This window comes from Arthrobacter sp. TmtSoilC77 (assembly GCF_059739415.1).
The window spans coordinates 4,244,858-4,264,930 of sequence record NZ_AP046050.1 but is presented as its reverse complement, the minus strand read 5'-3'; the positions used below and the strand labels follow the sequence as shown (position 1 = coordinate 4,264,930).

At 63.6% G+C, this 20,073-nt stretch carries 18 protein-coding genes; 4 read left to right on the top strand and 14 right to left on the bottom strand.

Going from position 1 to position 20,073, the window contains the following annotated elements:
- Position 1 precedes the first annotated feature (1 nt).
- From AC6I99_RS19710 to AC6I99_RS19700, 3 genes are read right to left on the bottom strand one after another with little or no spacing between them, the layout of a single operon-like run.
- Positions 2-2,041, bottom strand: coding sequence for a bifunctional aldolase/short-chain dehydrogenase (locus AC6I99_RS19710; RefSeq protein ID WP_497961606.1), 2,040 nt, complete (start codon positions 2,039-2,041; stop codon positions 2-4).
- Positions 2,042-2,045: 4 nt separating this feature from the next.
- Complete coding sequence (gene rhaI / locus AC6I99_RS19705) at positions 2,046-3,212, bottom strand: L-rhamnose isomerase (RefSeq protein ID WP_497961605.1); 1,167 nt, start codon at positions 3,210-3,212, stop codon at positions 2,046-2,048.
- Positions 3,209-3,574: an L-rhamnose mutarotase gene (locus AC6I99_RS19700; RefSeq protein ID WP_224165565.1), complete on the bottom strand. Its 366-nt coding sequence runs from the start codon at positions 3,572-3,574 to the stop codon at positions 3,209-3,211. Before AC6I99_RS19700 ends, rhaI begins: the two co-directional genes overlap by 4 nt.
- Positions 3,575-3,699: 125 nt before the next feature.
- On the opposite strand from AC6I99_RS19700, the gene AC6I99_RS19695 reads away from it, so the two are divergent.
- Entirely contained in the window at positions 3,700-4,716 is a 1,017-nt protein-coding gene (locus AC6I99_RS19695) for a LacI family DNA-binding transcriptional regulator (RefSeq protein ID WP_309928619.1), read from the top strand.
- Between the two features lie 80 nt (positions 4,717-4,796).
- Here AC6I99_RS19695 and AC6I99_RS19690 read toward each other — a convergent pair whose 3' ends face one another.
- The 7 genes from AC6I99_RS19690 to xylA form a co-directional block, all read right to left on the bottom strand.
- Positions 4,797-5,693, bottom strand: coding sequence for an aldose 1-epimerase family protein (locus AC6I99_RS19690; protein WP_497961603.1), 897 nt, complete (start codon positions 5,691-5,693; stop codon positions 4,797-4,799).
- Positions 5,690-7,210, bottom strand: coding sequence for an L-arabinose isomerase (gene araA, locus AC6I99_RS19685; RefSeq protein WP_497962009.1), 1,521 nt, complete (start codon positions 7,208-7,210; stop codon positions 5,690-5,692). The genes AC6I99_RS19690 and araA overlap by 4 nt, the downstream gene beginning before the upstream one ends.
- Before the next feature lie 35 nt (positions 7,211-7,245).
- A complete protein-coding gene (locus tag AC6I99_RS19680; protein WP_309928617.1) occupies positions 7,246-7,953 on the bottom strand; it encodes an L-ribulose-5-phosphate 4-epimerase in 708 nt (235 codons plus the stop codon).
- Positions 7,950-9,653 (bottom strand): ribulokinase, encoded by a 1,704-nt coding sequence (gene araB, locus AC6I99_RS19675; protein WP_497961601.1) that lies wholly within the window; start codon positions 9,651-9,653, stop codon positions 7,950-7,952. The genes AC6I99_RS19680 and araB overlap by 4 nt, the downstream gene beginning before the upstream one ends.
- A gap of 130 nt (positions 9,654-9,783) precedes the next feature.
- Positions 9,784-10,767 carry a LacI family DNA-binding transcriptional regulator gene (locus AC6I99_RS19670; protein ID WP_497962008.1) on the bottom strand — a complete coding sequence of 328 codons (984 nt, stop codon included), beginning with the start codon at positions 10,765-10,767 and terminating at the stop codon, positions 9,784-9,786.
- 68 nt (positions 10,768-10,835) lie between these two features.
- Entirely contained in the window at positions 10,836-12,266 is a 1,431-nt protein-coding gene (gene xylB / locus AC6I99_RS19665; RefSeq protein WP_497961599.1) for a xylulokinase, read from the bottom strand.
- 110 nt (positions 12,267-12,376) lie between these two features.
- Positions 12,377-13,564: a xylose isomerase gene (gene xylA, locus AC6I99_RS19660; protein WP_497944235.1), complete on the bottom strand. Its 1,188-nt coding sequence runs from the start codon at positions 13,562-13,564 to the stop codon at positions 12,377-12,379.
- 82 nt (positions 13,565-13,646) lie between these two features.
- Here xylA and AC6I99_RS19655 point away from each other — a divergent pair, with 82 nt between their 5' ends.
- The 3 genes from AC6I99_RS19655 (at position 13,647) to AC6I99_RS19645 (ending at position 16,378) form a co-directional block, all read left to right on the top strand.
- A complete protein-coding gene (locus AC6I99_RS19655) occupies positions 13,647-14,909 on the top strand; it encodes an ROK family transcriptional regulator (RefSeq protein ID WP_497962006.1) in 1,263 nt (420 codons plus the stop codon).
- A gap of 133 nt (positions 14,910-15,042) precedes the next feature.
- Positions 15,043-16,158, top strand: a complete 1,116-nt coding sequence (locus AC6I99_RS19650) for a YihY/virulence factor BrkB family protein (RefSeq protein ID WP_497961597.1) — start codon at positions 15,043-15,045, stop codon at positions 16,156-16,158.
- Entirely contained in the window at positions 16,139-16,378 is a 240-nt protein-coding gene (locus AC6I99_RS19645) for a hypothetical protein (RefSeq protein WP_309928609.1), read from the top strand. Before AC6I99_RS19650 ends, AC6I99_RS19645 begins: the two co-directional genes overlap by 20 nt.
- A 22-nt stretch (positions 16,379-16,400) precedes the next feature.
- On the opposite strand, the gene AC6I99_RS19640 is transcribed toward AC6I99_RS19645, so the two are convergent.
- The 4 genes from AC6I99_RS19640 to AC6I99_RS19625 all read right to left on the bottom strand — a co-directional run bounded on the left by AC6I99_RS19640 (position 16,401) and on the right by AC6I99_RS19625 (position 20,065).
- The gene (locus AC6I99_RS19640; RefSeq protein ID WP_224089363.1) at positions 16,401-16,580 is read right to left on the bottom strand and encodes a hypothetical protein; all 180 of its coding nucleotides are present in this window, start codon (positions 16,578-16,580) and stop codon (positions 16,401-16,403) included.
- Positions 16,581-16,845: 265 nt separating this feature from the next.
- Positions 16,846-17,685, bottom strand: coding sequence for a sugar phosphate isomerase/epimerase family protein (locus AC6I99_RS19635; protein ID WP_497961595.1), 840 nt, complete (start codon positions 17,683-17,685; stop codon positions 16,846-16,848).
- Positions 17,682-18,896: a dihydrodipicolinate synthase family protein gene (locus tag AC6I99_RS19630; RefSeq protein ID WP_497961594.1), complete on the bottom strand. Its 1,215-nt coding sequence runs from the start codon at positions 18,894-18,896 to the stop codon at positions 17,682-17,684. Before AC6I99_RS19630 ends, AC6I99_RS19635 begins: the two co-directional genes overlap by 4 nt.
- Positions 18,896-20,065, bottom strand: coding sequence for a Gfo/Idh/MocA family protein (locus AC6I99_RS19625; RefSeq protein ID WP_497961593.1), 1,170 nt, complete (start codon positions 20,063-20,065; stop codon positions 18,896-18,898). Before AC6I99_RS19625 ends, AC6I99_RS19630 begins: the two co-directional genes overlap by 1 nt.
- Between the last annotated feature and the right edge of the window lie 8 nt (positions 20,066-20,073).

Here is a 20,073-nt window from a genome sequence, read left to right as displayed (position 1 = left end):
CTTAGCGCAGGAAGGCAGCAGCAACGCCCGCGTCCACGGGGATGTGCAGGCCGGTGGTGTGGGACAGTTCGTTGCTGGTGAGCACAGAGACTGCGTTGGCAACGTGTTCCGGCAGGACTTCGCGCTTGAGGAGCGTGCGCTGGGCGTAGTACTTGCCCAGTTCCTGCTCGTCCACGCCATAGACAGCTGCACGCTTGGCGCCCCAGCCGCCAGCGAAAATGCCGGAGCCGCGGACCACGCCGTCGGGGTTGATGCCGTTGACGCGCACGCCGAACTCGCCAAGTTCAGCAGCGAGCAGGCGGACCTGGTGGGCTTGGTCTGCCTTCGTGGCGGAGTAGGCGATGTTGTTCGGGCCGGCGAACACGGAGTTCTTGGAGGAGATGTAGATGATATCCCCGCCCATGCCCTGCTCGATCATGACCTTGGCCGCGGCCTTGGACACCAGGAACGAGCCCTTGGCCATGACGTTGTGCTGCAGGTCCCAGTCCTTCTCCGTGGTTTCCAGCAGCGGCTTGGAGATGGACAGCCCGGCGTTGTTGACCACCAGGTCCAGGCCGCCGAACGCGAGCACGGCGTCCTGGATTGCGGCGGCGATCTGGGCTTCGTCGGTCACGTCAGCCTGGACGCCGATCGCGACGTCGGATCCGCCCAGTTCCTCGGCGACCTTCTGCGCGTTCTCAAGGTTCAGGTCGGCAATCACGACGCACGCGCCGTCGGACGCCAAGCGGGTGGCGATCGCCTTGCCGATGCCCGACGCCGCACCGGTCACCAGCGCGATGCGGGTGGCGTGGGACTTGGGCTTTGGCATGCGGGCGAGCTTGGCTTCCTCCAGTGCCCAGTACTCGATGCGGAATTTCTCGGATTCCTCGATCGGGGCATAGGTGGAGATGGCCTCAGCGCCGCGCATCACATTGATGGCGTTGATATAGAACTCGCCGGCCACGCGGGCGGTCTGCTTATCCTTGCCAAAGGAGAACATGCCCACGCCCGGGACCAGCACGATCGCCGGATCGGCGCCGCGCAAAGCTGGTGAATCGGCGTCGGCGTGCCGGTCGTAGTACGCCTGGTAATCCTCGCGGTAGTCCGCGTGCAACTCCTTAAGCCGGTCGACGGCTTGTTCCAGAGGGGCATCGGCAGGCAGGTCCAGGACCAGCGGCTTGACTTTGGTGCGCAGGAAGTGGTCCGGGCAGGAGGTGCCCAGCGCGCCGAGGCGCGGGTGTTCCGCGGACTCGAGGAATTCAAGAACGACGGCGTCATCGCTGAAGTGCCCCAGCTGCGGCTTGTCCGTGGAGGCCAAGCCGCGGATCACGGGTGCGAGGGCGGCTGCCTTGGCTTTGCGCTCAGCTTCCGGGAGAGCGCCGTAGCCCGGGATCTTGGCACCGAAGGGCTCGGCCTTGCCGTTCTCCGCGATGAATTTCTCTGCCTGGTCAATGATCCAGAGAGAGTTGGCCTCGGCCTCTTCGCTGGTGGCGCCCCAAGCGGTGATGCCGTGGCCGCCCAGGATGGTGCCGATGGCCTGCGGGTTGGCTTCCTTGATCGCGGCGATGTCCAAGCCAAGCTGGAATCCGGGGCGACGCCACGGAACCCACACCACCTTGTCGCCGAAGACCTTGGAGGTCAGTGCTTCGCCGTCAACGGCGGTAGCGATTGCGATGCCCGAGTCGGGGTGCAGGTGGTCCACGTGTGCGGCATCCACCAGGCCGTGCATGGCGGTATCGATCGATGGTGCAGCGCCGCCCTTGCCGTGAAGGCAGTAATCGAACGCGGCCACCATTTCGTCTTCACGCTCGACGCCGGGGTAAACATCCTTGAGTGCCTGCAGCCGGTCCAGGCGGAGTACAGCAAGGTTCTCTGCCTTCAGCGTGCCGAGGTCGCCGCCGGAGCCCTTGACCCAGAGGAGCTCCACGTCCTGGCCAGTAACAGGGTCCTTCTCGGTGCCCTTGGCGGAGGTGTTGCCGCCGGCGAAGTTGGTGTTCCGCTTGTCCGCGCCGAGGCGGTTGGAACGGGAAATCAGGTCTTCAACAGTCTTGTTCGTGGTCATGCTCTTATGCGCCCCATCCGGCTTGCTGGCCGCCTGCGCGGTCCTCGTTGATCTTCTTTTGGTAGCCGCTGGCCTTGTAGGCAGCGATCGGGTCGGCGGGCAGGCCGCGGGATTCACGCCACTCGGCCAGGACCGGGCGGACGTCGGTGTAAAAGGCATCATTGAAAATGCCGTTGGCGGCCAGGACATCCCCGGCACGCTGCGCTTCAGCCAAGGCTGCGGTGTCCACGAGCAGGGCGCGGGCCGTCATTTCCTGCACGTTCAGCACCGAGCGGATCTGGCCCGGAATCTTCTCTTCCAGGTTGTGGCACTGGTCCAGCATCAGGGCGACGCCGGAATCCTTCCCAAAGCCTCCACCACGGATGACCTCGTGCATGATGCGGAACAGCTGGAACGGATCAGCCGCGCCCACAATGAGATCGTCGTCCGCGTAGAAGCGGGAGTTGAAGTCGAAGGAACCCAGCTTGCCCAGGCGCAGCAGCTGCATGACGATGAACTCGATGTTGGTTCCCGGGGCGTGGTGGCCGGTGTCCAGGCAGACGAACGCCTTCTCGCCGAGGGCCAGGGTCTGGGCGTAGGAGGTGCCCCAGTCCGGAACATCGGTGTGGTAGAAAGCGGGCTCAAAGAACTTGTATTCCAGGACCAGGCGGTGCTCGTCGCCGAGGGCCGCGTAGATCTCCTGGAGGCTTTCCGCGAGGCGGTCCTGCCGGCCGCGCATATCGTCCTGGCCGGGGTAGTTGGTGCCATCGGCCAACCAGATCTTCAGGTCCTTGGATCCGGTGGCGTTCATGATCTGGATGCACTCAAGGTGGTGGTCGATCGCGCGGCGGCGCACGGACTCGTTGGACGAAGTCAGGGAACCGAATTTGTACTCGTCATCCTGGAAAGTGTTGGAGTTGATGGTGCCCAGTCCAACACCCAAGCCCGCGGCGTACTCGCGCAGCTCCGAGTAGTCATCTACCTTGTCCCACGGAATGTGCAAGGCCACGGTAGGGGCCAGGCCAGTGAGCTCGTGGACCTTGGCGGCGTCGGCGATCTTTTCCTGGACGGTGCGCGGGGTTCCCGGGGTGCCGAAGACCTTGAACCGGGTGCCCGAATTTCCGTAGGCCCAGGATGGCACTTCAATGGCCAGTTCTCCCAAGCGGCCAAGTGCCGACTCTGTGGTGTTCATGCTTGTTCCTTCTGCTGGGTTGCGACGGTGCTGGCCTTGGCCAGCTGATCCTCAAGATTGAAAACTTCTTCGACGATTTCGAATCCCTGGTCCGGAGGCAGCTCGCTGTTCGCGAACAGGGAGGCCATCTCGGCCTGCCAGCGGGCGTTGACGTCCGTTACGGCCATGCGGGCTTGGACGGCTTGGTAGTCATCGCATTCCAGGTATCCGATCAACTGGCCATCGGAAGCCAGGAAGAGGGAGTAGTTGTTCCATCCCGCGTGCTTGAGGGCGTGCAGCATTTCCGGCCAAACGGCTGCATGCCGGCGCTTGTATTCGTCCATCAGCTCCGGCTGGACGGAAGATCGGAAACAGACCCTCATGTGCGGTTCTCCAGGTCACTCGTCTTTGAATCGTTTCATTTGTTACGATTCAAATTACCCTCGCAAGAACGGGGGTGTCAAGGCGTTTCCTGCAAATCGATGACAACCAGCGGAGATTGGAAAGCATGTCCCAAACAGCGAGCATCAAAGACGTTGCCACCCACGCCCAAGTAGCCGTGGGAACTGTTTCCAACGTGCTGAATTATCCGGACCGCGTATCGCAAAGGACCAAGGAGCGCGTCCTCAAATCCATCGCCGAACTCGGTTTCGTCCGCAACGACGCCGCCCGTCAACTGCGGGCAGGACAGAGCCGCACCATCGGGCTGATCGTGCTGGATGTGGGCAACCCGTTCTTCTCCTCCGTGGCCCGAGCGGCCGAGGACGCAGCCACAGCTCTGGGCAGCGTGGTGTTGGTAGGGGACAGCGGCCAGGATGCTTCCCGCGAAGCGCATTACATGGACCTTTTCCAGGAACAGCGGGTCCAGGGCCTGCTCATTTCGCCCGTTGGGGATGTTGGCGACCGGATCGATACGCTACGCGAACGTGGCGTGCCAACTGTCCTGGTGGACCAACTCGCCGACACCGACCGGTGCAGCTCAGTCTCCGTGGATGACGTAGAGGGCGGATATCTTGCGGCCCGGCACCTGCTGGACACGGGCCGCCGTCGTCTGGCTTTTGTCGGAAGCCCATCCATCCGTCAGGTAGCCAACCGGCTCACCGGTGCGCAGCGTGCTGTCGAAGAAGTAGCCGGGGCAACGATCGAGATCCTCGATTCCGCCGGGCAGACCGTCCTTGCCGGGCGCCAAGTGGGCAATGGTTTGGTGGAGCGGGCGCCAGCCGAAAGGCCGGAAGCCGTCTTCTGCTCCAACGATCTTCTGGCCTTGGGCGTCATGCAGTCGTTAACCATGTTGCGCACTGTGAAAATCCCCGAGGATATTGCCCTCATCGGGTACGACGACATCGACTTCGCGATTTCCGCCGTCGTGCCTTTGTCCTCCATCCGCCAGCCCACCGAGGCGCTTGGCCGCACGGCGATCGAGCTGCTTGCGGAGGAACAGGAGAGCGGCGGCACCAAGCACCGGGCGGTCGTGTTCACGCCTGAGCTCGTGGTCCGCCAAAGCACAGCCGGCGCCGACAGTTAGCGCGCGGCGCACCCAAGTAAGTCGCAGTAGTGCGCGTTTAGAAGGCTCATAACGCGCACTACTGCGACTCAGTTGGGTAGTTACAGGGCGTAAATGGTCCAGGACGCGCTATGCGACGCGCCGGGTTCCAGACGGAACAGGTCCGTGCCGCTGTTGAAGGCGTCGGGCGGGCACGTCATGGGCTCCACCGCCAGGCCGAGCCGGTTGGGCAGCGGCATAGGCTTGTCTGCCGTATGAATCTGCAGCCACGCGCAGCTTTCGTCCCAGGACATCCCGACGCCGGTGCCCGCCGGGTCGCGCAGCGAAAGCCGCGCCAAGCCGGCGTCGAACGCTATTCCTGTGAAGGCATGGTCGACCTCAGTGGTGCCAATGGCGCGCGGGGTCCGGAAATCGAAAGCGTGGCCCTCGACTCCCACAACACCAACGGGCAGCAGCCTGTCAGCGGTGACCTCAAGGAAGCTATCCGCAGAAAAATTGAGGACCCATTGATCCAACGGCGAGGAACCGGCAACAAGATAAGGGTGCGGGCACACGCCGTAGGGCGCTGGAGTGTCACCTGCGTTACGGGCAGTCACCTGCGTGTGCAGCCCGGCGTCGTCCAGCACGTACCGGGCGTCAAGCTCCAGCACGAACGGATATCCCGGCGTGGGCCCAACGGTGCAGGTCAAGGTGAGTGAACCGGCGTCGGACTCTTTCAGTACCCAATCCAGCGGGAAGGCGAGGCCGTGCAAGGATGTGCGCCGGTCCGGTTCGTTGACGGGCAGGTGATGCACCTTGCCATCGAAACGGTAGGTGCCATCCGCAATGCGGTTGGGCCACGGCGCCGCGATGATTCCCCGGTAATCCGGGATGGGTTCGCCGGCCGCAAAGGGAACCACGAGGTCGCGGCCCTGGAACTGCAAAGAACGCAGTGCCGCGGCCCGGGCTGTGATGACAGCCCGGTAGCCGCCGGACTGCAGCGTGAACTCGGTGCTCACAGGCCGCCGGCCAGCTTGTAGTAGGCGGCGTTCCAGTTCAGTTCCTTCTTGAACTGCTTGATGGTGGTGTCTTCGTCGATGGTCAGGAGTTCAGTCTTGGCGATTTCGGCGAAGTCCTCGAACACGTCCAGGCCCACCTGCGTGGACAGCACGGTGTGGTGGGCGGCGCCGGCAGTCAGCCAGGCTGCGGCCGACGTAGCGAAATTGGGCTTGGGCTCCCAGAGCGCGCGGGCCACCGGGAGGTTGGGCAGGGGCTGGTCGAGATCGACGACGTCCACCACGTTGGCTACCAAGCGGAACCGATCGCGCATATCGGACAGTGCGACCACAATGCCGGGGCCGGCGTCCGTATCGAAGACCATGCGGACGGGATCTTCCTTGCCTCCGATGCCGAGCGGGTGGATCTCCACACGCGGCTTCACCGCGGTCAGGGACGGGCAAACCTCAAGCATGTGCGCGCCCAGGATCTTCTCCGAGCCGGGCTCAAGGTGGTACGTGTAGTCCTCCATGAGCGAGGCACCGCCGGGCAGCCCCGCGCCCATGACCTTGGCGGCGCGGACCAGGATGGCAGTCTTCCAGTCGCCCTCGGCGCCAAAGCCGTAGCCGTCGGCCATGAGGCGCTGGACTGCCATGCCGGGAAGCTGGCGGAGTTCGCCCAGGTCCTCGAACGACGTCGTAAACGCGGCCGAGCCGTTCGCCTCCAGGAAGCTGCGGAGACCGAGTTCGATCCTCGCGCTGTACCGCAGCGACTCGTGACGGGCGCCGCCCGCCTGCAGTTCCGGAACCACCTCGTAAAGGCGCTCATACTCCGCAACCAGGGCATCGACGTCGGACTCCGCGGCGCCGTGTACGGCGTCGGCGAGCTCGTTGACGGACCAGGTGTTGACCGAGACGCCGAAGCGCAGCTCGGCTTCGGTCTTGTCGCCTTCGGTGACGGCGACGTTGCGCATGTTGTCGCCGAAGCGGGTCAGCTTCAGCGTCCGCACGGCGGCCCAACCGGCCGAAGCCCGCTGCCACGCGCCCACCTGGCGGGCGATCTCAGGATTGCTGACATGCCCGACGACGGTCTTCCGCGGCACACCGAGACGGGACTGGATGTACCCGAATTCGCGGTCGCCGTGGGCTGCCTGGTTCAGGTTCATGAAGTCGAAGTCGATGTCCGCCCAGGGGAGGTCCCGGTTGGCCTGCGTGTGCAGGTGCAGGAGCGGTTTGCGCAGGGCGTCCAGGCCCTGGATCCACATCTTGGCAGGGCTGAACGTGTGCATCCAGGCGGTCACGCCGATCACGGAGTCGTTCGAGTTTGCCTCCAGCGCAGTGCGGCGGATGGCGTCGGAATCAGTGAGGACGGGCTTCCACACGAGTTTGACCGGCACGTCCGAGGAATCGTTGAGGGCGTTGGCAATCTCCTGCGATTGCGAGGCGACCTGCTTGAGGACATCCTCGCCGTAGAGGTGCTGGCTTCCGGTGAGGAACCAGACCTCGTACTGATCAAGGGACGTGTTGTTGGCGCTGGGCATTTTCATTGCTCCTGAAAGTGTGGTGGACGTCCGCTTTAGCGGCCGTAGACGTTTTGGTAGCGGTTGTAGAGCGAGTCGATCTTGGCCTGGTCAATGGGGAGGGGTTCGCCGAGTTGCCGGGAGACATGGACCGTCTTTGCCACTTCCTCGCACATCACGGCTGCTTTCACCGCGGACCTGGCATCCTTGCCGATGGTGAAGGGTCCGTGGTTCTGCATGAGCACTGCGGGGGAGTGGGAGTTCTTGAGGGTCTCCACGATTCCCTGTCCGATCGAATCGTCTCCGATCAGCGCGAACGGGCCCACCGGGATCGGGCCGCCGAATTCATCGCCCATCATGGTCAGCACGCAGGGGATCTCCTCGCCGCGGGCGGCCCAGGCCGTGGCATACGTGGAGTGGGTGTGCACCACGCCGCCGACCTCGGGCATGTGCCGGTAGACGTACGCATGCGCTGCAGTGTCAGAGGACGGCGAGAGGTCCGGGTTGCCCCAATCAACGGTTCCGCCGCTTCCGATATTTATGCCCCTGACGGGAGTCCCATACAGATCCGTGACCACCATTTGCTCGGGCGTCAGCTCGTCATAGGAGACACCGGAGGGTTTGATGACCATGAGGTCGTAGCCAGGGATCCGGCCGGAGACGTTGCCCGCCGTCCAGACAACCAGCTTGTAGCGGGTGAGCTCGGCGTGGAGGTCGCAGACTTCGCGCCGGACTCTCGCGATGGTTTCCAGGAGCGTGCTCATGCGTTGACCCCTTCTGTGATGGCGCTGTGGGCAGCGCGCTGAATTGCCTTCAGGCGGTGCATGACGCTGTTGGTGCCGCGGCCGAAGTAGTCGTGCAGGGTGCGGTATTCCTGGAAAAGTGCCTCGTAGGCCCTCACATTTTCAGGGATGGGCGTGTAGACCGCGCCCGGGGCAGCTGCCATGGATGCTGCCGCTTCGCGGATGTCCTTGTACTTCCCGGCGGCTACAGCGGCGTGGATTGCCGAGCCGAGTGCGGGTCCCTGCTCGGAGCCGATGGTGGAGAGCTGGAGGCCGGTGATGTCTGCGTAGACCTGCATCAGGAACTTGTTCTTCAGGAGTCCGCCAGCCACGATGAACTCCTTGACCGGTACTCCGGAATCACGGAATGCATCCACAATGGTCCGGGTGCCGAAGGCCGTGGCCTCCAGCAGCGCGCGGTAGGTTTCCTCTGGCTTCGTAGCAAGTGTCTGGCCCACTACGACGCCGGAGAGTTCGTGGTCCACCAGCACGGAGCGGTTGCCTGAGTGCCAGTCCAGGGCAATGAGGCCGTGCTCGCCGATTGCCTGCTTCTCTGCGAGTTCGGTGAGGTATTCGTGGATGCCCAGGCCTTTGGCGGCCGCGGCTTGGTGGTAGTGAGGGGGGACGCCGTTCTTGGTGAACCAGCCGAAGATGTCTCCAACTCCGGACTGTCCGGCTTCATAGCCCCACAATCCGTCCACGATGCCACCGTCCACAACGCCGCACATGCCCGGCACTTCACGCAGGACGTCACCGTTCATGACGTGGCAGGTGCTGGTGCCCATGATGGCTACGAGCTGCCCCGGCTCGACAGCGTTGGCGGCGGGTGCGGTGACGTGGGCGTCCACGTTGCCCACGGCTACGGCAATTCCCGCGGGCAGGCCGGTCCAGGCCGCAGCCTCTTCCGTGAGGTACCCGGCGGCGTCGCCCAACCGGCCGATGGTGTGCTCAAGCTTTTCCGACACGAAGCCCTTGAAGTCCGGGTTCAGGGCGGCGAGGAAATCCTCCGACGGGTAATTGCCGTCCTGGTAGATGCCCTTGTACCCAGCGGTGCAGGCATTGCGCACGTAGCTGCCGCACAACTGCCAGACGATCCAGTCGGCCGCCTCAACCCAGTGGTCCATGGCGCCGTAGACTTCGGGATCTTCCTCAAGCAGCTGCAAGCCCTTGGCGAACTCCCATTCCGAGGAGATCAGGCCCCCATACCGGGGAAGCCATGACTCCCCGCGTTCCTCGGCGAGCTTGTTAATGCGGTCGGCCTGCGGCTGCGCAGCGTGGTGACGCCACAGCTTGACGTAAGCGTGGGGTCGGTCCGCGAAGCGTTCCAGTTCATTCAGCGGAGTGCCGTCCGCCGTCGTCGGGACCATGGTGCAGGCGGTGAAGTCTGTAGCGATACCCACCACGTTGGCCGGGTTGATCCCGGCATCGGCGACGGCGGCCGGTACCGCGTTGCGCAGGACGTCGCGGTAGTCATTGGGCACCTGGAGCGCCCAGTCGGCGGGCAGCCGCTGGCCGGTCGTGGGCAGCCGGTCGGACACAACGGCGTGGGGGTATTCGAACACGCCGCTGCCGAGTTCGGAACCGTCCGAGACGCGCACGACGACGGCGCGGCCAGACAGGGTGCCGTAGTCCACGCCGATGACGAACTGTTCGTCGAGCGGGAGATTTTCAGTGGTATTCATGGGGTCTCCATCCGGCTGGCCAAGGCCTCATTGCCGGGGGTCGGGGTGGAAGAAATGAAGAAGGTCTGATGCAATTGTTAGCGCTCACAACTTTGATGTCAAGAGAGGGCCGGAGAACTGCGTGCTTCGGTTAGTTCGAGAGGGGCGCCGTGGTGGACCGGACAACGAGCCGGGGCTTCACGCTCACCGGACTACCCGTAGTGCCGGTCTCCAGACGATCAAGCAGCAAGCCGATGCAGCGTTGCCCAAGCTCCTCAAAGTCCTGGGCCACGGTGGTCAGCGGCGGGATAAAGTACGCGGCTTCAGGTTGGTCGTCGAAGCCCACAACACTGATATCCGCGGGGACCCGGACGCCCGCTTCATGGAACGCCCGTAGCACCCCGAGGGCCATTTGGTCGTTGGCGACGAACAGGGCCGTCATGGAACGCTCAGCGGCGATTTTCAGGCCCTCGAGGTAGCCGCATTCAGCGCTCCAGTCGCCTTCGATCAGGGCGGCTGGTTCCAGGCCGGCCTCCCGCAGGGCGTCCCGCCAACCCTCGGTGCGGGCAACTGCGTCAATCCAGTCAGCAGGCCCGGAAAGATGCCCGATGTGCTTGTGACCCAACGCGAGGAGGTGCTGGACGGCCAGGCGCGCTCCCTCGCGCTGGTCCACGGTGGCGCCGCTGAGGTGCTCGTCGCCGACAGAGCCCACTGCCACCAGCGGCACTTGAGCGGTGATGTCCTTGAGGACGTCAAAGGTTCCGGGGTGCGGCACTGTCACGACGATGCCGTCCACGCCTTGGTCCATGAAGTGGGCCATGGCGTCCTTGATGGTTTCAGGCGTGACTTCCCGCAAACCGGCGACGCTGACAAAATAGCCTGCGTCCCTGGCTGCCTGCTGCACTCCGAGAAGGGTGTGGGACGGGCCGTACTGCGCCAACTCGCTTCCCAGCACACCGATGGTCTGGGAGCGCCGGGTCACCAGGCTGCGTGCAGCGGTGTTGCGGCGGTACCCAAGTTCAGTGATTGCCTGCTCAACGCGCTCCCGGGTCTTTGAGCTCACGTTGGGGTGGTTGTTCAGAACACGGGACACAGTTTGGTGCGAAACGCCGGCAACGCGGGCGACGTCCTCCATGACAGGAGGCCTGTTTGCTGCGGATTGTTCAGTGCTCACCCTGTCACGATAGAGCACATACGCGGCGATCAGCCCAAGGCGGCCTTGGCGGCGTAATGGCGGTACCTCGTCAGGAACGCCGGCGTCCCGGAAGTCTTCGACGCAGCAACCTCGATTCCTTCAAGCGGCCAATCGGGCAGCTTTCCCGTGAGGACGCCGGCCGCTTGCCGTGCAGCACCGTTTGCCACGTATTCCCCGGGAGCGGGCACGAACACCGGCAATCTGAAGACTTCAGCCGCAACCTGCTGCACAGCCTCGGACTGGGCGCCGCCGCCCACCAGGATGATGCGGCTGGCCGCCACGCCCTGCGCCTGCAGAGCGGCGAGGCCGTCGGCCAAGGAGCACAGGACACCTTCGACGGCGGCCCTGGCCAGATTCGCGGGGGTGTAGTTGGAAACCGTGAGCCCATGGAGGGAACCTGTGGCATCCGGAAGGTTGGGCGTCCGTTCGCCTTCAAAATACGGCACAAGCGTCAGGCCGCCTGCACCTTCAGCGGCGGACAGCGCCAGCATGCCGAATTCCTGTAAGTCCACGCCAAGCAACGCAGCGGTGGCATCGAAGATCCGGGTGGCGTTGAGCGTACAGGCAAGAGGCAGGTAGTTCCCTGTGGCATCGGCGAACCCTGCCACCAGCCCGCTCGCATCCTGGGACGGGACCGCCGACACAGCGAACACGGTCCCTGATGTGCCGATCGAAATAACAACATCTCCCACTGCGGCGCTGACGCCCAGCCCTGCTGCGGCGTTATCGCCTGCACCGGGTCCGATCAGGGCACCGCCCGGCGTCTTGCCGGATGCTTCCAAAGGCCCGACGACGGCCGGCAGCACCGGGACATGGCCGAGGGTGCCTTTGAGGACTTCCGGGAAGTATTCGCCCGTTCTGGACGAGAAGTACCCCGTGCCGGAAGCATCGGACCGATCTGTGCGGAGCAGCTCCAAAGAGGACGGTCCTGTGCCAGGCCCATGACCGGCCAAACGCCACGACAACCAGTCATGCGGAAGGCAAACGGCAGAAGTGCGCCGGGCATTTTCCGGTTCGTTTCGAGCCAACCACCGAAGTTTGGTGGCCGTCAGGGATGCCACGGGCACCGTCCCCGTGCTGGCTGCCCAATACGAAGCTCCGGCCGCGGCATCGCCTTGGCCGGCTTCAAGGATCAACTCTTCGGCGTCCAGCGCGGACCGGGTGTCATTCCACAGCAGCGCCGGGCGAACCACGTTTCCTGATTCATCCAGGCAGACCATGCCGTGCTGCTGGCCCCCGACCGAGACAGCATCGACGTCGTCCAAGCCGCCGGCCTGGCTGATGGCTTCCTGGAGGGCACTCCACCAATGATCTGGATGGACCTCGGTGCCCTCAGGATGTGACGCGCGCCCCTGCCGCACCAGGGCTCCTGTGTCAGAGTCCCTGATGACCACCTTGCAGGACTGGGTGGAGCTGTCGATCCCGGCTACGAGAGGCATGCGTTTGTTCCTTTGCGGACTGTTCTTTTGGGGGACCGTCGCCGGGACTGGCAGCCCGGAAAAACAAGGAACCTTGTGGCCCCGGCGACGGAATTGCGAATGGCTGGTCTTTAGCGCGCGCCCAGAAGGTGCTCGATGGCGAGCTGGTTGAGGCGGACGAACGCGAACGAGCGCTGGGCGGCCTTGTCGGCGTCGAACGTTTCGAAGGCGCCGGCGTCAGCCAGGAGGTCGGCAGTGGTTTCGCCGGCGTTCAATGTGGGCTCGCCGAGTTCGAAGACGCCCGACGTGGCCAGCGCTTCCTGAACCTCCGGATCTGCGCGGAAAGCAAGGGCGCGTTCCTTCAGGAGCAGGTACATGGACATGTTGGACTTGGCCGATTCCCATACGCCGTCGTAGCCATCCGTGCGGGAGGGCTTGTAGTCGAAGTGGCGGGGACCGTCGTACTTGGGCCCGCCGTTGGGGAAGCCATTCTCCAGGAGGTCCACCGTAAAGAAGGCGCTGGTGAGGTCGCCATGGCCGAAGACGAGGTCTTGGTCGTACTTGATCCCGCGCTGGCCGTTGAGGTCGATGTGGAAGAGCTTGCCGGCCCAGAGGGCTTGGGCAATACCGTGGGTGAAGTTCAGGCCCGCCATTTGCTCGTGGCCGGTCTCGGGGTTCAGGCCCACAATGTCGCCGTGTTCCAGCTGGGCGATGAACGCAAGACCGTGGCCAACAGTCGGCAGGAAGATATCGCCGCGGGGCTCGTTGGGCTTGGGTTCCAGGGCAATCCGAAGACCGTAGCCCTTCTCCTTGATGTAGCCGGCGGCGGTGTCCACGCCTTCCTTCATGCGATCCAACGCGGCGGAGAGATCCTTGGAGCCGTCGTATTCGCTGCCTTCGCGGCCGCCCCACATCACGAACGTCTCGGCGCCCAGTTCAGCGGCGAGGTCGATGTTGCGCAGGATCTTGCTGAGGGCAAAGCGTCGGACGGAGCGGTCGTTTGAGGTAAATCCGCCGTCCTTGAAGACGGGGTGGCTAAACAGGTTGGTGGTAACCATCGGAACCTTGAGGCCCGTTTCGGCCAATGCGCCCTTGAAGTTCTTCAGGATGAGGTCGCGCTCGGAGGCGCTGGCGTCAAAGGGGACGAGGTCGTTGTCGTGGAAAGTGATGCCGTAAGCGCCGAGTTCACTGAGCTTATGAACGGCTTCAATGGGGTCCAGGGCTGCCCGGGTTGCAACGCCGAAGGGATCGGCGCCCGTCCATCCCACGGTCCAAAGGCCAAACGTGAAACGGTCCTGGGGAGTTGGCTGCGGGGTCATTGTTGCTCCTTTGCAAGGCGGCGGGGAGGCCATGGATAAAAAGCACTCCAATTAGTTTTCAATCTGAACTATATGGGGGATGATGGATCATGGTCAATGGAAGCCAGCAAAAATCTTTCAAGCCCTTGAGGAGGCTGCCAGAGTGAATGAGCAAGCTGCCCCGGGGCGCGTAGGTGACGTCCGCCGTCGTAATCTTTCGCTTGTCCTGGATTCGATCGCCCGCAACGGCGACGCCAAACCCAGTCGCGCCCAGGTGGCGGCTGGAACGGGGCTGACCAAGGCAGCGGTATCGAGTCTGGTCGCCGATCTCGTGGAGTCAGGCCTCGTCTCCGAGGTGGGTCTGTATCGCGATGGGGAGCGGGGGCGGCCAGGCCAGGGCCTTGAGCTCAGCTCCCGCCGAGGCGTTGTCGGAATGGAAATCAACGTCGACTATCTGGCCGTGGGCTTGGTGGACCTCGGCGGGAACCTGCGTTTCAGTTCCACGGTGGAGTCCCGCAACCGCGGGCTCAAGCCGGGTGCCGTCATGGACGAACTGGGCGTGCTGGCCGGTCAGGCGAAAGCCGCAGCCGCCTCTGCCGGCATCACGATCCTCGGTGGCGGTCTTGCGGTTCCCGGGCTGGTTGACGAGCAACGCGACATCGTCCTGTCCGCCCCAAACCTCCATTGGGAGCACGAGCAATTGAATCCGCGGGCGTTGCTGGAGGACGCGCCGCTCGGTGTCAGGCTGTCCAACGAGGCAAACAGTGCTGCGCTTGGTGAGCTTTGGTACGGCGAAGGCCCCTCGGACTTCCTCTACGTTTCCGGCGAAGTGGGCGTTGGCGGTGGGGTCATCATCGGTTCGGAGCTCTACACGGGACCTGGCGGTTCCGCCGGAGAACTGGGCCACATCGTGGTGCATCCCGAGGGGCCTTCATGTTCCTGTGGAGGGGCTGGCTGCTTGGAAACATTCGCCGGCCAGGAAGCCATTTTCGAAGCTGCCCGCATCCCGGAGGGGTCTCTTGGCGGGCGAACCGAACTTCTGCTCGCCGCCTTGGCCGCCGATGAGCCGCATGCCAAGCGTGCAGTTCGGGACGCTGGACGGTACCTGGGCATCGCGCTCGCCTCTTCTGCGCGCCTGATGGACGTCGAAGCCGTGGTGCTCGGGGGGCACTTTGCCGTCCTCGCCGAGTGGCTGAAACCGGCAGTGCTGTCGAGTTTGGAAAGATACGCACCGGGGCTGCTGAAGCCGGAAAGCCTCACAGTTTCGCTTTTGGAGCACTCCGGGACGCTGCTGGGCGCGGCGGGTCAAGTGATCCGCGCTGTCATTGAATCGCCGTCCGAATTCCTGCTGGGCAAGCCCGCGTAGGGCATCTTTCCACAGGGGCAGTTTCCGGGATCCGCAGGATCTCCGTGCCTGGTTCTTCCATGCAATTCATCAGCATGCTTACTATTAAGTGGTTAGTTTGTTCGCGCATGCTCAACCCACGAACAGGTGTCCCATGAGTACTCAAAATTCAGCACACACCAGCACGGCGAAGGCGGGCAGCGCTCCCGCCCCTGAAGACGAGCGCAAGCCGGATAGTCTCAACGACCTGGTGAAGCCCACGTGGATGTATATAGCCAAGAGGACGCTGCGGGAGTTCAACAAGGATCAGTGTCCCGATGCCGCTGCCGGCCTCACCTACTATGCCGTGCTCTCCCTTTTCCCCGCGCTTTTGGCGTTGGTTTCCCTCATCGGGATCTTTGGCGACGCAGGGAAAACCACCAACGCGTTGCTGGACATCGTGCAGCAGTTCGCTCCAGGGCCCGGTGTTGACGCCATGCGGCAGCCAATTGAGGAACTGACGCGCTCCAACGCGGCGGGCTTTGCACTGGCCCTGGGCATCCTGGTGGCGTTGTGGTCGGCCTCCGGGTACACCACGGCCTTCAGCAGGGCGATGAACCGCGTGTACGAAGTGGATGAAGGCCGCGGCTTCATCAAACTGCGCGGGACGATGCTCGCCGTGACCGTCGTCGCGCTTGTGGGCGCGGCACTGGCCGCCGCGATGCTCGTCCTGAGCGGACCAGTGGCGGAGGCTATAGGTAAGGCAATCGGAATGTCCGACACGATCCTCACGGTGTGGAATATCGCCAAGTGGCCTGTCCTGATCGTGCTGGTGGTCATCGTCATTGCGGTGCTCTACTACTACACCCCCAACGTCAAGCAGCCCAAGTTCCGTTGGATGAGCCCGGGATCCCTCATTGCCCTGGTTATTTTTGCCCTGGCATCGCTCGGTTTTGGCTTCTACGTTGCGAATTTCAGCAATTACAACAAGACCTACGGAACGCTGGCAGGCGTCATCATCATGCTGCTCTGGCTGTGGATCCTGAACATGTCGCTGCTTTTCGGCGCGGAATTTGACGCCGAAATGGAACGCGGGCGGCAATTGCAGGGAGGTATTGAAGCTGAAGAAAGCATCCAACTCCCGCCGAAGGATACCAAGCGCAGCGATAAGCAGCAGAAGCAGGAAGACGAAGTTATCCGCCGCGGGCAGGAACTTCGTGAGAACTACGAAGACGAAACACGCGCCAACGAAGCCCGGGAACGAAAAGCAGATGCCAAAGACAAGAAGTGAAGCGCAGCGCGTCAACGGGTCCGGCACCACGCGCAGGAAGCTTAAGGCTGTTCGCGACGGCGACAGTGTGGAAATCCATGGTGAGATTTTCCGTGTCAGCTCGGTCCAGCCCGAAGAGGGAACCCGGAATATCCGGGTGGAGTTACAAGCCAACGACGGCGGCACTCTCACCTTGATCGGTGTTCCGCGCGCGCAGGTCCACGTGCCCGCCAATCTTTAGCCGGGCTGGGGCTCCGCGCGGATTACGCCCCTGCCGGGAAGCCCTGGTCGGCGTCGTCCCACCAGCCCTCCCAGGCGCTGGACGACAGGCGCTCCGAGGCGAAGGTGGCGGCAGGCGAGTTTTCTTCAGGGGAATCGCCTGAGGAGCCGCTGTGGCTGCTGCTGGCGTCCAGGAAAAAGTTGAGAGTCTTCAAGAGCATCATGGTGGTGTCCTTTCAGTGGTTTCTTGGACCTCTTTGTCCAGGTGAAACCAGCGTAGGCGGCCATTGTTTCCTCTCATCGACGCAATGTTTCAGCTATGTACCACTTATCTAACATGGGCATTCCGCGCCTCCCCGCTGAAACAAAACGATACGAAAAAGCGAGCCCCTGCCGTGACCGGGCAGGGGCTCGCTTGCTTTGGGGGCGGTCCTCCCGCGGAGCTTAGGGCATCCGCGGGAGGACCACGTTCTTGGGGTGTTGGGGTTCTTAGGCGTACGGGAGGACAAGCTCCGCGTAACGCTGCTTCATAGTTTCCAGGACGGTATCGCCATCGGCGTCCCAGATCTCCTGGTTGAAGATCTCAACCTCGATGTCGCCCGTGTATCCGGCGTCGCGGACCCAGGTGCCGATCGTCGCGAAGTCAATGACGCCGTCGCCCATCATGCCGCGGGATAGCAGCGCGTCTGAAGCGATCGGCAGGTTGAAATCACATACCTGGTAGGAGGCAATGCGCTTTTCGCGCCCGGCACGTTCGATCTGCGCCTTCAGTTCCGGATCCCACCAGACGTGGAACGTATCGACGGCGACGCCCACAGTCCTGGCGTCGTACGGCGCGGCGAGATCCAGGGCCTGGCCAAGGGTGGAGATGAGCGCACGGTCGGCGGCATACATCGGATGCAGGGGTTCCAGCACCAGCCGTACACCATTCTCAGCAGCGAACGGGACGAGTTCCTCAAGGCGGTCGGCGACACGTTGGCGGGCAGCAACCACGTCCTTCTCGCCTGGAGCAAGCCCGCCAACCACCAGGAACAGCTCCTGGGTGTCCAGCGCGACTGCTTCGCGGACGGCTTCGAAATTGTCCGCCAGCGCCGCAGCCTGACCTTCAGCATCAGCCGCCGTGAGGAAGCCTCCCCGGCACAGGGACGAAACCCGGAGGCCGGCGTCCTTGATGAGCTTCGCTGCTTTATCCAGCCCAGCCTCGGCAACACGGTCACGCCACGGTCCGATCGCGGGAATGCCGGCGCGTGCACAACCGTCAACGGCTTCGGCAAGAGTCCACTTTTTGGTAGTCGCGCTGTTCAGCGAGAGTCTGGAAAAATCGCTCATGCGCCCACTCCGTTGATCCTGAGGTAGTCGGACATCCGGAATGCTGCCAGTGACGGGTCCTTCAACAAGCCGGCCTGATCGGCAAGTTCGAAGGTCTTGGCCAGGTGCAGCACAGATCGTCCCGAGTGCAGTCCTCCAACCATCTGGAACCCGGGCTGCTTGCCGTTGAGCCAGGACATGAACGCGATGCCCGTCTTGTAGTAGAACGTCGGTGCGCTGAAGATGTGCTTTCCGAGCTCACGCGTAGAGTCCAGGATGGCCCGACCCTCTGCACCTTGGCCGGCGTCGTACTTCTGCAAGGCAACCGAAGCGGCGGGGTAGATGGCAGCGAAGATGCCCAGCAGGGCATCGGAGTGGTGCGTCTGGTCGCCGTCGATAAGTTCGGGATAGTTGAAGTCGTCGCCTGTGTAGAGGCGGACTCCTTCCGGAAGGTTGGCCCGGAGGGCGACTTCATGGGAAGCGTCCAGAAGCGAGACTTTCACGCCATCGACCTTGTCCGCGTGTTCGCGGATCAGGCTGAGGAACGTTTCGGTGGCCGCTGAAACGTCGTCCGAGCCCCAGTAACCGGCCAGCGCGGGGTCGAACATGGTGCCGAGCCAGTGCAGGATGACGGGCTGATCCACTTCCTGCAGGAGCGTCGAATAGACGTGCAGATAGTCGTCTGCGCCGTTGGCCACCTTGGCCAAGGCGCGGGACGCCATGAGGATGACCTTGGGACCCGATTCGCTGACGACGGCGATCTGCTCGCGGTAGGCATCGATGACCGCTTGGATGCCGGCAGCGCCGTCGGGAAGGGCAGCGATATCCAGCTGGTCCGTGCCTGCGCCGCAGGAGACAAGGTCGCGGACGGACTTACCGGCCGTTGCTGCGTTGCCCGTTGCCACCACGGAAGCGGCCTCGGCACCGGTGCGCTTGATGAGCTGCTGGGTAGCTGCCCAGTCCAGGCCCATGCCGCGCTGCGCGGTATCCATGGCATCAGCCACCCCAAGTCCGTAGGACCAAAGCTCATGGCGGTATGCCAGCGTGGCATCCCAATCAAGCTGCGCAGGGGCGCCAGGGGTGTTGTCAGCAGCGACCTCAGGGATGACGTGGGCTGCGGCGTACGCGCGGCGGGCCGTCAGCGGGGCGCTCGGCTTGACCCACGCAGTGGCGGGCTGGAGGCGGTACTCGCGGGTGCCGCCGTCGTTGGTGGGAAGAATGAGTGACGTCATTAGAGGGTGATCTCCGGGATGTCGATGGTGCGGCGCTCTGCGGAGGACTGCAGGCCGAGCTCGGCAAGCTGTACGCCGCGTGCTGCGGAGAGCAGGCCGAAGCGGTGTTCGCGGCCGGCCACCACGTCGCGCAGGAATTCTTCCCACTGCAGCTTGAAGCCGTTGTCCAGTTCAGCGTTGGCCGGAACTTCCTGCCACTGGCTGCGGAAGGATTCGGTGACGGGCAGGTCCGGGTTCCAGACCGGCTTGGGTGTGTGGGCGCGCTGCTGCGCAACGCACTTGTTCAAACCGGCGACGGCGGAACCGTGCGTGCCGTCGATCTGGAACTCGACCAGTTCGTCGCGGTAGACGCGGACGGCCCAGGAGGAGTTGATCTGCCCGATGACCTCGTCGCCGGCCGGGGTTTCGAGTTCGAAGATGCCGTAGGAAGCATCGTCAGCGGTGGCCTTGTATTCCTTGCCGGCTTCATCCCAACGCGCGGGGATGTGGGTGGCGGTCTTGGCGTTGACGCTCTTGACCTTGCCGATGATGCCTTCGAGCACGTAGTTCCAGTGGCAGAACATGTCCGTGGTCATTCCGCCGCCGTCTTCCTTCCGGTAGTTCCAGGACGGGCGCTGGGCTGCCTGGACGTCGCCTTCGAAGACCCAGTAGCCGAATTCGCCGCGGATGGAGAGGATGCGGCCGAAGAATCCCTCGTCCACGAGGCGGCGGAGCTTGACCAGGCCGGGGAGGTACAGCTTGTCGTGCACGACGCCTGCGGTGACGCCGGACTCCTTGCCGATTTGTGCCAGCTCGATTGCTTCGTCGAGGGTCTCCGCCGTGGGCTTCTCGGTGAAGATGTGCTTGCCGGCGCGCATGGCCTTTTTCAAGGTGGCGGCGCGGAGGCTGGTCATAGATGCATCGAAGACGACGTCCACGGTGGGGTCGTTGATGACGGCGTCAAGGTCCGTGGACCATTCGGAGACCTTGTGGAGTTCGGCGAGCTCGCGGATCTTGGCTTCGTTGCGGCCAACGAGGATCGGTTCCACCTGAACCTTGGTGCCGTCGTCGAGCGTGAAGCCACCGGCGTCGCGGATGGGGAGGATGGACCGCAGCAAATGCTGGCGGTAACCCATACGGCCGGTGATGCCGTTCATGGCGATGCGGATCGTCTTTGTTTCGTAGCCCATGTTTTCTC

Coding starts and splice junctions, on each gene's coding strand:
- AC6I99_RS19710 (WP_497961606.1), bottom strand. CDS start 2,041: ATGACCACGAACAAGACTGTTGAAGACCTGATTTCCCGTTCCAACCGC.
- rhaI (WP_497961605.1), bottom strand. CDS start 3,212: ATGAACACCACAGAGTCGGCACTTGGCCGCTTGGGAGAACTGGCCATT.
- AC6I99_RS19700 (WP_224165565.1), bottom strand. CDS start 3,574: ATGAGGGTCTGTTTCCGATCTTCCGTCCAGCCGGAGCTGATGGACGAA.
- AC6I99_RS19695 (WP_309928619.1), top strand. CDS start 3,700: ATGTCCCAAACAGCGAGCATCAAAGACGTTGCCACCCACGCCCAAGTA.
- araA (WP_497962009.1), bottom strand. CDS start 7,210: ATGCCCAGCGCCAACAACACGTCCCTTGATCAGTACGAGGTCTGGTTC.
- AC6I99_RS19680 (WP_309928617.1), bottom strand. CDS start 7,953: ATGAGCACGCTCCTGGAAACCATCGCGAGAGTCCGGCGCGAAGTCTGC.
- araB (WP_497961601.1), bottom strand. CDS start 9,653: ATGAATACCACTGAAAATCTCCCGCTCGACGAACAGTTCGTCATCGGC.
- AC6I99_RS19670 (WP_497962008.1), bottom strand. CDS start 10,767: ATGGAGGACGTCGCCCGCGTTGCCGGCGTTTCGCACCAAACTGTGTCC.
- xylB (WP_497961599.1), bottom strand. CDS start 12,266: ATGCCTCTCGTAGCCGGGATCGACAGCTCCACCCAGTCCTGCAAGGTG.
- xylA (WP_497944235.1), bottom strand. CDS start 13,564: ATGACCCCGCAGCCAACTCCCCAGGACCGTTTCACGTTTGGCCTTTGG.
- AC6I99_RS19655 (WP_497962006.1), top strand. CDS start 13,647: ATGGATCATGGTCAATGGAAGCCAGCAAAAATCTTTCAAGCCCTTGAG.
- AC6I99_RS19650 (WP_497961597.1), top strand. CDS start 15,043: ATGAGTACTCAAAATTCAGCACACACCAGCACGGCGAAGGCGGGCAGC.
- AC6I99_RS19645 (WP_309928609.1), top strand. CDS start 16,139: ATGCCAAAGACAAGAAGTGAAGCGCAGCGCGTCAACGGGTCCGGCACC.
- AC6I99_RS19640 (WP_224089363.1), bottom strand. CDS start 16,580: ATGATGCTCTTGAAGACTCTCAACTTTTTCCTGGACGCCAGCAGCAGC.
- AC6I99_RS19635 (WP_497961595.1), bottom strand. CDS start 17,685: ATGAGCGATTTTTCCAGACTCTCGCTGAACAGCGCGACTACCAAAAAG.
- AC6I99_RS19630 (WP_497961594.1), bottom strand. CDS start 18,896: ATGACGTCACTCATTCTTCCCACCAACGACGGCGGCACCCGCGAGTAC.
- AC6I99_RS19625 (WP_497961593.1), bottom strand. CDS start 20,065: ATGGGCTACGAAACAAAGACGATCCGCATCGCCATGAACGGCATCACC.